The organism is Pseudosporangium ferrugineum, assembly GCF_003002065.1.
GTDB classification, from domain to species: domain Bacteria; phylum Actinomycetota; class Actinomycetes; order Mycobacteriales; family Micromonosporaceae; genus Actinoplanes; species Actinoplanes ferrugineus_A.
Genome location: NZ_PVZG01000005.1, coordinates 152,336 through 164,510, shown reverse-complemented (window position 1 = coordinate 164,510; position 12,175 = coordinate 152,336). Strand labels below are relative to the sequence as shown.

General features: G+C 73.5%; 8 protein-coding genes. 6 read left to right on the top strand and 2 right to left on the bottom strand.

What is annotated here, in order from left to right; translation table 11 throughout:
- Positions 1-171 precede the first annotated feature (171 nt).
- The 5 genes from CLV70_RS12730 to whiA all read left to right on the top strand — a co-directional run bounded on the left by CLV70_RS12730 (position 172) and on the right by whiA (position 7,701).
- Complete coding sequence (locus CLV70_RS12730; protein ID WP_170148606.1) at positions 172-732, top strand: Rieske (2Fe-2S) protein; 561 nt, start codon at positions 172-174, stop codon at positions 730-732.
- 499 nt (positions 733-1,231) lie between these two features.
- Entirely contained in the window at positions 1,232-3,733 is a 2,502-nt protein-coding gene (uvrC, locus tag CLV70_RS12725; protein ID WP_106126658.1) for an excinuclease ABC subunit UvrC, read from the top strand.
- Positions 3,734-4,117: 384 nt separating this feature from the next.
- Complete coding sequence (rapZ, locus tag CLV70_RS12720; protein ID WP_106126926.1) at positions 4,118-5,014, top strand: RNase adapter RapZ; 897 nt, start codon at positions 4,118-4,120, stop codon at positions 5,012-5,014.
- A 383-nt stretch (positions 5,015-5,397) separates the two neighbouring features.
- Complete coding sequence (locus CLV70_RS12715) at positions 5,398-6,627, top strand: gluconeogenesis factor YvcK family protein (RefSeq protein ID WP_281260446.1); 1,230 nt, start codon at positions 5,398-5,400, stop codon at positions 6,625-6,627.
- Positions 6,628-6,720: 93 nt separating this feature from the next.
- A complete protein-coding gene (gene whiA / locus CLV70_RS12710) occupies positions 6,721-7,701 on the top strand; it encodes a DNA-binding protein WhiA (RefSeq protein ID WP_106126657.1) in 981 nt (326 codons plus the stop codon).
- Positions 7,702-7,960: 259 nt separating this feature from the next.
- On the opposite strand, the gene CLV70_RS12705 is transcribed toward whiA, so the two are convergent.
- Together CLV70_RS12705 and CLV70_RS12700 are read right to left on the bottom strand one after the other, a co-directional pair.
- The gene (locus tag CLV70_RS12705; protein WP_106126656.1) at positions 7,961-9,154 is read right to left on the bottom strand and encodes an MFS transporter; all 1,194 of its coding nucleotides are present in this window, start codon (positions 9,152-9,154) and stop codon (positions 7,961-7,963) included.
- Positions 9,155-9,192: 38 nt separating this feature from the next.
- Complete coding sequence (locus tag CLV70_RS12700; RefSeq protein WP_106126655.1) at positions 9,193-11,439, bottom strand: beta-glucosidase; 2,247 nt, start codon at positions 11,437-11,439, stop codon at positions 9,193-9,195.
- 60 nt (positions 11,440-11,499) lie between these two features.
- On the opposite strand from CLV70_RS12700, the gene CLV70_RS12695 reads away from it, so the two are divergent.
- Positions 11,500-12,117 (top strand): TetR/AcrR family transcriptional regulator, encoded by a 618-nt coding sequence (locus CLV70_RS12695; protein ID WP_106126654.1) that lies wholly within the window; start codon positions 11,500-11,502, stop codon positions 12,115-12,117.
- Positions 12,118-12,175 lie beyond the last annotated feature (58 nt).

Genomic DNA, 12,175 nt, shown 5'->3' with positions numbered 1-12,175 from the left:
AACGTGAGCGAGAGTCGCGCCGGCCCCGCGCAACGCGTCGTAAATCGGCGATTCCGGGCCCATAATTTCCCGGTCCCCATGAACCACGCCGGTGGGGGACGCGTATGTACAGGCGACGCCGCGTGACGCAAGCGCGCGGACCAGGGGTACGTGGAAGGGTTTGGCGAACAGATGACTGACGTGCAGACGAGGCCTGACACCGAGACCGCGGGCACCGACTCCGCCAGCGGCGCGGTCACCTCCCGCCGCGTCGTGCTCGTGGGCGCCGGGGCGCTCGGCACGGGGTGCCTCCTCGCCGCCTGCGGCACGGACACCAGCGGCACCGGCAACACGGGCGCCAACGGCGGCGACTTCACCAACAATCCCGCGCCCGCGGGCAGCTCCGGCGCCGATGCGGGCGGCGCCGGCAACAACGGCGGCGACAACGGTGGCGGCGACTCGGGCGGCGGCGGCCAGACCCTCGCGGCGGTGGCCGACATCCCCGAGGGCGGCGGCATCATCAAGGGCGACTACGTGATCACCCAGCCCGAGAAGGGCACCTACAAGGCATTCAGCAAGATCTGTACGCACCAGGGCTGCCCCGTGACCAAGATCGACGGCGGCGTGATCACCTGCCCGTGCCACAACAGCAGCTTCTCCATCGCCGACGGCTCGCCCAAGGCCGGCCCGGCGAAGAAGGCCCTGCCCGAGACGCAGGTCAAGGTGGACGGCGACAACATCGTCGCCGCCTGAGGTCGTGGGGCCGGCCCGTGGTGGCCGCCGCTGGAGCCCGCGGGGCGTCGAACAACGCCCCGCGGTCCCCGGCCGGGTCCGGTGAGGCGGCGGTCACACCCCTGCCGACACGGCCGGCCCCATCGTTCTTCCCCCGCGGTGCCGCGCGCCCGCGTGAAGCAGCGTCCGTGCACTCGTAGGCATGCCCACCGAGAGCTGACGTCGAATCCGGGGCGTCTGCACTCCCCGGCTTCCGTGTCTACGACCACGGGCTACGGGCTACGGGCCACGACCCGCGGGCTACGGGCCACGACCCACGGGCCACGACCACGGGCTACGGGATGCGGCCACGGGCTTCCGGCTGCGGCCACGGGCTCCGGGGTGTGGCCATCGTCTCCGGGTGCGGCCACGGATTCCGGCTTCGCGGGCGCGGGATCTCGGCCGGAGACCCGACGCCGTGGCGGCGGCAACGGGCCTCCGGTCGGGTAATCATGTCAGGGGTCGGGATTAGTGTTGAGCCGTGCCTGACCCGTCCAGCTACCGGCCGCCGCCCGGGACCATTCCGGACGCTCCCGGTGTCTACCGATTCCGTGATCCGACCGGCCGCGTCATCTACGTCGGCAAGGCCAAGAGCCTGCGCAACCGGCTGAATTCGTACTTCGCCGACACGTGGAGCCTGCACGCGCGCACCCAGCAGATGGTGACCACGGCCGCGGCCGTCGACTGGGTCACCGTCAGCAGCGAGGTCGAGGCGCTGCAGCTCGAATTCTCCTGGATCAAGGAGTTCGACCCACGGTTCAACGTCAAGTATCGCGACGACAAGTCGTACCCGTTCCTCGCCGTCACCCTCAACGAGGAGTATCCGCGGCTGCAGGTCATGCGGGGCGCCAAGCGCAAGGGGGTGCGGTACTTCGGGCCGTACAGTCATGCCTGGGCGATCCGGGAAACCCTGGATCTCCTCTTGCGGGTCTTCCCGGCGCGCACCTGCTCGGCCGGCGTCTTCAAGCGGGCCGGCCAGATCGGTCGCCCGTGCCTGCTCGGCTACATCGGCAAGTGTTCAGCGCCCTGCGTCGGCACGGTCACCGCCGAGCAGCACCGCGAGATCGTCGACGACTTCTGCGACTTCATGGCCGGCCGCACCGACGCGTTCGTCAAGCGGCTCGAGCGGGACATGCTCGACGCCTCCGAGCAGCTCGAGTTCGAGAAGGCGGCCCGCCTGCGCGACGACATCGCCGCCCTGCGCAAGGCGATGGAGAAGCAGACCATCGTGCTCGGTGACGGCACCGACGCCGACGTCGTGGCGTTCGCCGAGGATCCGCTCGAGGCGGCGGTCCAGGTCTTCCATGTCCGCGACGGCCGCGTGCGCGGCCAGCGCGGCTGGGTGGTGGAAAAGGTCGAGGACCTGACGACCGGAGACCTCGTGCACCACTTCTGCAGCCAGGTGTACGGCGATGAGCACGGCGAAGGCGACGTCCCCCGCGAGTTGCTCGTGCCGGAGCTGCCGCCGGACGCCGCCGCGCTCGAGCACTGGCTGTCCGAGCACCGGGGGAGCCGGGTGAGCCTCCGCGTGCCGCAACGGGGCGACAAGCGCTCGCTCCTCGAAACGGTGGCACGCAATGCGGGCGAGTCCCTGGCCCGCCACAAGCTGCGCCGCGCCGGCGACCTGACCACCCGCAGCAAGGCGCTCGACGAGATCGCCGAAGCCCTCGGCATGGACACCGCCCCGCTGCGCATCGAGTGCTTCGACGTCTCCCAGATCCAGGGCACCGACGTCGTGGCCAGCATGGTCGTCTTCGAGGACGGTCTGGCCCGCAAGAGCGAGTACCGCCGCTTCGCGGTCCGAGGCAACCCGGACGGCAGCGGCACCGACGACCTGGCGGCAATGAGCGAGGTGATGCGCCGGCGCTTCGCCCGCTACCGGGCCCAGGCAGGTGAGGAGGCAACCGCAGCCGACGCCGCGATAGCCGGAGCGGGAGCCGCAGCCGCGGTCGCCGGAGCCGGAGCCGCGGTCGCCGGAGCGGGAGCGGGAGCCGCGGTCGCCGGAGCGGGAGCGGGAGCCGCGGTCGCCGGAGCCGGGGCCGCCCCGACGGCCCCTGCCGTCGGGGCGGGTGCTGGCCTGTCCGATGCGGACACGTCCCTTGAGAATGCCTCCGGGGACGTGCTGGACGCCGGTGCAGACGCGTCCCTTGAGGACGCATCCGGGCGCTCGCCGGAGGCCGGTGCAGATGCCGGCGGCGACGAGCCGGTGACCAGCGATCTGCCGGGCATCGACCCGCTGACCGGGCGGCCTCGGCGTTTCGCGTACCCGCCGCAGCTTGTCGTGGTCGACGGCGGCCAGCCCCAGGTCAACGCCGTCGCCGCGGTCCTGTCCGACCTCGGCATCACCGACGTGGCGCTGTGCGGCCTGGCGAAGCGGCTCGAGGAGGTCTGGCTGCCGGGCGAGGACTTCCCGGTCATCCTCCCCCGCACGTCGGAAGCGCTGTACCTCCTCCAGCGCGTCCGCGACGAGGCCCACCGCTTCGCGATCACGTTCCACCGCCAGCGCCGTTCGAAGCGGATGACCGCGTCCGCGCTGGACAACATCCCCGGCCTGGGCGAGACCCGCCGCAAGGCGTTGCTGCGCCACTTCGGATCCCTGAAGCGCCTGGGCCAGGCAACACCGGAAGAGATCACCGAGGTCCCCGGCATCGGCCGCCGCACAGCGGAAGCGGTCCTCGCGGCACTCGGCACCACGAAGGACCCGGCCCCGACCGACGCCCCGACCGGCAGCCCGCTCAGCGCCCCGACCGGCGGCCAGCGCGGCGACGCGCCCGGCAGCCCGACCGGCGGCCAGCCCGGCGGCCCGGACGGCGGCCCGGACGGTGGGCTGCCCGGCGACGGCTCTGCCCAGGCCGGCCCGGTGCCGGCGGGCGGTGCGGGCAGAACCCGGGCCGGCGCGAACCGCACCCGGGTGGCCCGTCCGGTGCCTTCCCCGGCCACGGGCCCGCCGGCAAACGGAGAAGGAGGCGAACCCGACAGCTGACCGACACGCTGCCCTCATCGCGGACACCGATCCTCGTCCGCTGACACCGCCCGCTGCCTGGGCGACCTGTGTTTGTCGCTGCCGCTGCGGGGGCTACCTCCGTGGCAGCAGGAGGAGGTAGCGGCGCGGGTGGTGGCTCTGCTGTCGGGGTCGATGGCTTTGTGCGGTGGGTTGGTGACGGGCGGTGAGCTGCGGAAAGGGGCGGAATAGGGACGGCCGGGGGCGGTGTTGCGCGGGACGGGTGAATCCGGGCCCGGGTGGCGACCGGATCGGGTACCGGACATGATGTCCGGCGGCCCCGGGTCGTCGTGTCGGCCTAGGATGCAGTGTCCGCCCGGACCGGGTGAGGTAGCAGCGGTGCAGGAGGAGTGCGTGACCGAGTCGATGCCGGAGTTCCCTCCGGAGCCGTCTCCCGACGAGGCCGGGACCGACCTTGTGGTCGTCACCGGGGTGTCCGGTGGTGGCCGCAGTACGGTCGCCCGCGCCCTGGAGAACGTCGGCTTCTACGTCGTCGACAATCTTCCGCAGGCGTTGATGCTGGACATGGCTCAGCTCGCGTTCGAGGCCGGCGGGGCTGCCCGGCGTACGGCAATGGTGCTGGACGTGCGCAGCCGGGCCTTCTCCACCGACCTGGCCGGCGCGGTCCGTGCGCTGAAGGACCGCGGGTTCTCGCCGCGCGTCGTGTTCGTCGACGCCGACGACGAGGTGCTCATCCGGCGCTTCGAGTCCGTGCGCCGCTCCCACCCGCTGCAGGGCGACGGCCGGCTCGCCGACGGGATCGCCGCCGAGCGGAAGCTGCTCGAGGAGGCGCGCGAGCAGGCCGACGTGATCATCGACACCAGCCACCTCAACGTCAACCAGCTTCGCCGGCGGGTGGAGGAGCTGTTCGGCGGGGAGGACGCGCGGCGGCTGCGGATCACCGTGCTGTCGTTCGGCTTCAAGTACGGCCTGCCGCCCGACGCCGACTACGTGATGGACGCGCGGTTCCTGCCGAACCCGTTCTGGGTGCCCGAGCTGCGGGATCACACCGGCCTCGAGGAGGGCGTCAGCAACTACGTGCTCGGCCAGGAGGGCGCGAACGACTTCGTCGGCACGTACGCCGAGCTCATCGCGTCGACCGCGCCCGGCTTCGAGCGCGAGGGCAAGCGCTACCTGACGGTGGCGGTCGGCTGCACCGGCGGCAAGCACCGCAGCGTGGCGATCGCCGAGGAACTGACCACCCGCCTGCGCGACATCCGGCTCTCCGCCCACGCCTCCCACCGCGACCTGGGCCGGGAGTGACCACGGCCGCAGCCGGACCGTCCCGGGACGCGAACCGGCCGACCACAGCGGCCGATGCAGGCCGCCCGAGCAGCTCGGCCGCGGACACGAGCGGCCCGATCAGCGACGGCATGGAAGAGAGCGCAGCGGTTGGCGGGAGCGCAGCGGTTGGCGGGAGCGCAGCGGCTGGCGGGAGCGCAACGGTTGGCGGGAGCGCAACGGTTGGCGGGAGCGCAGCGGCTGGCGGAAGCGTGCGGGCCGGTGGGAGCCCATTGGCTGGGAGCGCAACGGTCGGCGAAGGCGCAACGGCCGGTGGGAATGCAACGGTTGGCGGGAGCGCAACGGCTGGTGAGAGCGGCTTGTCGGCCGGTGGGATCGGCGCTGCGGGGCGGCCGATCAGAGTTGTGGCTTTCGGGGGTGGGCATGGGCTCGCCGCCTCGCTCAAAGCCTTGCGGCACTGTTCGCCGGAGCTGACCCTCGACATCACCGCGGTCGTCACCGTCGGCGACAACGGTGGGTCGAGCGGCCGGCTGCGTGCCGAGCGGGACGCTCAGTTGCCCCCCGGCGACCTGCGGATGGCCCTCACGGCGCTCGCCGACCAGGATCCGGGCCATCAGATCATGGTCAAGCTGATGCAGCACCGCTTCGCGCCCGTCGGCAACCCCGACCGCCGCACGTCGGTGCACGCCCCCGCCGCCGACACCGGCCGCGGAGACCGCGCGCCGGGCGGCGCGGGCGGGCCGGGCGGCGCGGGCGGACCCGGCGGCGAGAGCGGGCCGGGCAGCGAGGGCGGGCCGGGCGGCGCGGGCGGACCCGGCGGCGAAAGCGGACCGGGCAGCGAGGGCGGGCCGGGCAGCGCGGGTGGGCCCGGCAGCGGGCAGGCTGTAGGGAAGGACGGCTGGGGCAACGTCGATCGGCGGATCGCCTCCGTCGGAGGGAAGCATGATCCGCTGGCCGGGCATGCCGTCGGGAATCTGTTGTTGCTCGGGTTGCTGGAGCTGATGGATGACCCCGTCGAGGCGCTCGAGCATGCCGGGCGGATGGTGGGGGCTCAGGGGCGGGTTCTTCCCATGGCCTGCCATGCCGTCGGGATCGAGGCCGATGTGCGCGGGGGTGAGCCTGGGCGGCCCGGCGAGGTTGTCACCGTACGTGGTCAGCATGCGGTCGCCGTCACGAGTGGGCATGTCGAGGCCGTACGGATCGTGCCTGCCTCGCCGCCTGCCTGCCCGGCGGCGCTCGAGGCGATCCGGGGGGCCGACTGGCTGATCTTCGGGCCGGGGAGCTGGTACACCAGTGTGCTGCCGCACCTGCTCGTGCCCGAGTTGGCCGGCGCGATCGTGGCGAGTCCCGCGCGGCGTCTCGTCACGTTGAATCTTGCCGCCGACAACGAGACGCTCGGGCTCTCCGTGGCCGACCATCTGGCCGCGCTGCACTGGTACCTGCCCGAGTTGCACATCGACACCGTGCTCGCCGATGCCAAGTGGGTCGGCGAGCCCGATCCGGTGCACCGGGCCGCCCGGGCGCTCGGTGCGCGGCTGGTGCTCGCCCCTTTGGCCGTTGCGGACGGCAGTCCCAAGCATGATCCTGAGTCGTTGGGCACTGCGTTGGTGCCGGTCCTCGGCTCCGATCGTTAAGTAACTGACGATGTGCCAGGAGTAACTGACGATGGGCCAGCACGACACAGACCGCGTAACAAGACCGCAGAAACAGCATGAGGTGACTTCGAGATGGCGATGACGGCAGCGGTCAAGGACGAGCTGAGCCGGGTCGACGTGCCCAAGCCGTGCTGCCGCCGTGCGGAGATGGCCGCCCTGCTGCGCTTCGCGGGCGGGCTGCACATCGTGTCCGGGCGGGTGGTCGTCGAGGCCGAGCTCGACACCGGCGCGGTCGCGCGGCGGCTCCGCCGGGAGATCGCCGACGTGTACGGGTATCCGAGCGAGGTCCACGTGCTCGCCTCCGGTGGCCTGCGCAAGGGCAGCCACTACATCGTCCGGATCGTCAAGGACGGGGAGGCGCTCGCCCGCCAGACCGGCCTGCTCGACGTCCGGGGCCGTCCGGTGCGCGGCCTGCCTCCGCACGTCGTCTCCGCGAACGTCTGCTGCGCCGTCGCCGCCTGGCGGGGCGCGTTCATGGCGCACGGCTCGCTGACCGAGCCCGGTCGTTCGAGCGCGCTGGAGATCACCTGCCCGGGTCCGGAGGCGGCCCTGGCGCTGCGCGGCGCCGCCCGCCGGATCGGGATCACCGCCAAGGAACGCGAGGTGCGCGGCGTCGACCGGGTCGTGATCAAGGACGGGGACGCGATCGCGGCGCTGCTCACCCGGGTCGGGGCGCACGCCAGCGTGCTCGCCTGGGAGGAGCGACGGGTACGCCGTGAGGTGCGCGCGACCGCGAACCGCCTCGCCAACTTCGACGACGCGAACCTGCGCCGTTCGGCCCGCGCCGCGGTGGCCGCCGCCGCCCGGGTGACCCGGGCGCTGGAGATCCTCGCCGACGAGGCCCCGAACCACCTGACGTCGGCGGGTCAGCTGCGGCTCGAGCACCGCCAGGCCAGCCTGGAGGAGCTGGGCGCCCTCGCCGACCCGCCGCTGACGAAGGACGCGATCGCCGGCCGGATAAGGCGCCTGCTCGCCCTGGCCGACAAGCGCGCCCGGGACCTCGGCATCCCGGACACCGAAGCCGCCGTCACCCCGGAGATGATGGCCTGCTGAACCGGCCGGGGAAACGCCGGTCCGGGAAGCGCGCCGCCGGAAGACGCCGGTCCGGGGACGCGCCGCCCGGGGAACGCCGGTCCGGGGGAACGTCCCGCCGGAGAATGCCGGGCCGGGGGAACGTCCCGCCGGAGAACGCCGGGCCGGGGGAACGTGCCGCCGGGGAACGCAGGGCCGGGGGGACGGCGGGCGGTGACCGTCCAGAAGAGCGGCGGGCGGTGACCGCCCGGAACGGCGGGCGGCCGGGAGGCGCCGTGGGTCAGTGCGGGGCGGGGCGGTTGAGAAGGACGCGGCCGAGCAGCAGCGTCCCCACCCCGGCGATCACCACGCTCAGCAGGCCCACGCGGAGGCTGCTGTGGTCGGCCACCAGGCCGACCAGGGGTGGTGAGGCGAGGAAGCCGACGCGCAGCACCCAGCTCACGATCGTCAGGCCCGCGCCCGGCGGGAGGCCCGGCAGTTCGTCGGCCGTGTGCATGGCGGCCGGTACCAGGGTTGCTGTGCCCAGGCCGGCCAGGGCGAAGCCGGCCAGCGCCGTGCCGACCGACGGGAAGGCGAGGGCGGCGCCCATGCCCGCCGCCGCGATCGCGCCGCCGGTGCGGGTGACCGTGCGCTGGCCGAAGCGGTCGACCGCGCGGTCGCCGAGGAGGCGGCCGGCCGTCATCGCGACCTGGAGGGCCACGAAGGCGAGGCCGGCGGTCGCGGCGGTCGCGCCGATGTCGTCGGTCAGGAACAGGGCTCCCCAGGAGGCGCCGGCGTCCTCCACGAGGGAGCCGAAGATCGCGAGGACGCCCAGGGCCGCGAGCATCCCGACCGCCGTGCCGGGGAAGGCGCGCCGGCCGGCCGGCGCGGGTGGGCGGTCGGCGTGGTCCGGTCCGGGCAGCATGAAACGGTACGCGAGCAGCGCCACCACGCTGAACAGCCCGCCGGAGATCGCCAGGTGGAGCACGAGCGGGATGCCGAGCCCGGCCGCCGCGGAGCCCATCAGGCCGCCGAGGACCGCGCCGATGCTCCAGACGCCGTGGAACGAGTTGACGATCGAGCGGCCGTAGAGGCGCTGGACGCGCAGGCCGTGGGCGTTCTGGGCGACGTCCACGATGGCGTCCGCCGCGCCCGCCACGAACAGGACCGCGGCCAGCGCCCACCAGGACGGCGCGACCGCGACCAGCAGGAAGCCGGCGGCGACCACCGAGATGCCCGCCGCGCCGGCGCGGGACGAGCGGATCAGCCGGATCACCGCCGAGGCGAACAGGCCGCCGGTGAGGGCGCCGAGCGGTCCCGCCGCCAGCGCCGTACCGAGCAGGGCGTTGCTGAGGTCGAGGTGGTCCTTGACCTCGGGGTAGCGCGGTACGACGTTGGCGAACAGCGCGCCGTTCGTGAGGAACAGGACGGCGACGGCGACCCGGGCGCGACGGGCCTGGACGTCGGGCTCCGCGGGCGCGGCGGTGACGGACATGGGTTTCCAGACGGGAGTGGGGGCGGGGCGGGTCGTGCTCAGGAGAAGCGGGCCACCGCCTCGTCGACCTGCGGCTCGGCGACGGGGAAGCCGGGGAAGCGGGACAGCCGCTGCAACGGCATCGCCCGCATCATCTGGCCGTTCCTCGGGTCGAAGAGCATGGTGTGGAACAGGCCGTCGCCGAGGTTGGCGCGCAGCCAGTCGCCCGCGGCCGGGTGCGCCAGCCAGGCCTCCACCGAGGACTCGGCGGCGAGCGGCGGGGTGACGTCGTCGCCGGGCAGCTCCACCGTGGTCTCCAGGCGGATGTCGCGGGAGGACGCGCCGACCCGGATGCCGAACGCGCCGGCCTCGACGGTCCAGCGCCGCAGGGCCGGGTGCCAGTACGCGAACGCCCGCCGGCCCAGCTCCACGGTCACCCGCTCGCTCTCGCCCGGCGCGAGCGTGACCCGGGCGAAGCCGCGCAGCTCCTGCTCGGGGCGGTAGACGGCGGCCTGGGGGTCGGTCACGTACACCTGGACGATCTCGGTGCCGGGGCGCGGGCCGGTGTTGGTCACCGTGAGGGTCACGCGTACCCGGTCGGCGTCGGTGGTCGTGGTCAGGCCGTCGTAGCCGAACGTGGTGTAGGACAGGCCGTGGCCGAACGGGTACGCGACCGGCAGCCGGTGCGCGTCGTACCAGCGGTAGCCGATGAGCAGGCCTTCGCCGTAGCGGACGTGGCCGTGCTCGCCGGGGAAGTTGCCGAGCGCCGGGTTGTCCTCGTAGCGGACCGGGATCGTCTCGGCGAGCTTGCCCGCCGGGGTGGCCGCGCCGTACAGCAGGTCCGCGGTCGCCGCGCCGCCAGCCTGGCCGAGCAGCCAGCCCTCGAGCACGGCCGGGGCCCGGTCCTGCCACGGTGCCACGGAGACGACCGAGCCGTTGGAGAGCACGACGACGACCCGGGGGTTGGCGTCCGCGACGGCGTGCAGCAGCTCGACCTGGTGGGCCGGCAGGTCCATGTGGTCGCGGTCGTAGCCCTCGGACTCGTAGGCCGGCGGGAGGCCGAGGAAGAGTACGGCCACGTCGGCGCTCGCGGCCGCCCGGACGGCCTCCTCGACCAGGGCCGGGTCGGCGGTTCCGGACTCGATGGCGAAGCCGGGGGCGAAGATCACCTCGCGGTCGCCGGCCCGCAGCGCGTCCAGGGCCGAGTCGACCCGGGTGGGGTTGACCTGCGACGATCCCGCGCCCTGGAACCGCGGGGTACGGGCGAACTCGCCGATCACCGCGACCGGCCCGCCGGTGCGCGCCAGGGGCAGGAGGTCGTTCTCGTTCTTGAGCAGCACCGCGCTGGCGGCCGCCGCCTCGCGGGCGAGGGCGTGGTGGGCGCCGGCGTCGAACGTCTGGCCCGGGGCGAGCGCGGGCAGCGCGCGGTTGAGCAGTTCGAGGACGCGGGTGACGGCGCGGTCGACGTCCTTCTCGCCGAGCGTGCCGGCCCGGACCGCGTCCAGGATGACCCGGGTGCCGGATCCGCCGGAGGAGGGCATCTCCAGGTCGAGGCCCGCGGCCACGCCGGCGTCTCGGCGGTTGACCGCGCCCCAGTCCGACACGACCAGGCCGGTGTATCCCCATTCGTCGCGCAGCACGTCGGTGAGCAGCCAGGGGTCCTCGCTCGCGTACGTGCCGTTGATGCGGTTGTACGAGCACATGACCGTCCACGGCTGGGACCCGGTGACGACCCGCTCGAACGCCGGCAGGTAGATCTCGCGCAGGGTCCGCTCGTCGATGTCGGCGGAGACGGTCATCCGGTCGGTCTCCTGGTTGTTCGCCGCGAAGTGCTTCAGCGACGTGCCCACGCCCTGGCTCTGGATGCCGTCCACCAGCGCCGCGCCCAGTTCGCCGGCGAGCAGCGGGTCCTCGGAGAAGTATTCGAAGTTGCGGCCGCACAGCGGAGAGCGCTTCATGTTGGTGCCGGGGCCGAGCAGGACCGCGACCTCCTCGGCGCGGCATTCCCGGCCCAGCGCCTCGCCGATGCGCGCGAGCAGGTGCGGGTCCCAGGTCGAGGCCAGGCCGGCGGCGGGCGGGAAGCAGGTCGCCGGGACACTGTCGTGCAGGCCGACGTGGTCCGCCCCGCCGGCCTGCTTGCGCAGGCCGTGCGGGCCGTCGGTGACCATGACCGAGGGGATGCCGAGGCGCTCGACCGCCTGGGTACGCCAGAAGTCGGCGCCGTCGAGCAGGGCGGCCTTCTCCTCGAGCGTGAGGGCGCTGAGCAGGGCGGGGATGTCCAGGGGCGGAGCGGCGGGGGAGGTCATGCCGGAATCGTAACAATGAAAACCTCCGCGTGGAAGTTTTTGGGCGCCTACGATGGCGCGATGGCGGACGCCCCGGACACCACCCCCGCACCGAGCCGGCGCGGCGCGTACGAGAAGGGCGTGCGGCGGCGGCGCGAGATCCTCGACCGGGCCATCGAGGTCTTCGCCGACCGGGGCGCCGAGGGCACGTCGCTGCGCGCGATCGGCGAGGCGATCGGCGTCTCGCACGCGGCGCTCAAGCACTACTTCTCGTCACGTGAGGAACTGCTCGTCGAGGTCTACCGGGCCGCCGAGGAGCGGTCGATCGACGAGGACCCGGCGCCGGAGACCAGCTCGGTGGTCGGCCTCATGACCCACGCCGCCCGCCGCAACCACGGCGTACCGGGCCTGGTGCAGCTCTACTCCACGCTGGTCGCCGCGGCGCTGGAGGCCGGGCACGACGACGCCCGCACGTTCTTCTCGGCCCGCTTCGACGGGCTGCGCCGGCTGCTGGCCGACCGGGTACGCGACGAGCAGGCGGCCGGCCGGATCCGCGCGGACATCTCGGCGGAGGCCGCCGCGGCGCTGGTGATCGCCGCCTCGGACGGCCTGCAGACGCAATGGCTGCTCGATCCCGCGGTCGACATCGAGAAGTCCTTGGATCTTCTGGAAAGCCTGCTCGAACGCCCGGCAGAATGAGCGGGTCCGGGCCGGCGGCGGGGTACGGCCCGCCGGCCGCGGCGGGCCTTGCTGCCCG

Coding starts and splice junctions, on each gene's coding strand:
- CLV70_RS12700 (WP_106126655.1), bottom strand. CDS start 11,439: ATGACCTCCCCCGCCGCTCCGCCCCTGGACATCCCCGCCCTGCTCAGC.
- CLV70_RS12705 (WP_106126656.1), bottom strand. CDS start 9,154: ATGTCCGTCACCGCCGCGCCCGCGGAGCCCGACGTCCAGGCCCGTCGC.
- CLV70_RS12730 (WP_170148606.1), top strand. CDS start 172: ATGACTGACGTGCAGACGAGGCCTGACACCGAGACCGCGGGCACCGAC.
- rapZ (WP_106126926.1), top strand. CDS start 4,118: ATGCCGGAGTTCCCTCCGGAGCCGTCTCCCGACGAGGCCGGGACCGAC.
- whiA (WP_106126657.1), top strand. CDS start 6,721: ATGGCGATGACGGCAGCGGTCAAGGACGAGCTGAGCCGGGTCGACGTG.
- CLV70_RS12695 (WP_106126654.1), top strand. CDS start 11,500: ATGGCGGACGCCCCGGACACCACCCCCGCACCGAGCCGGCGCGGCGCG.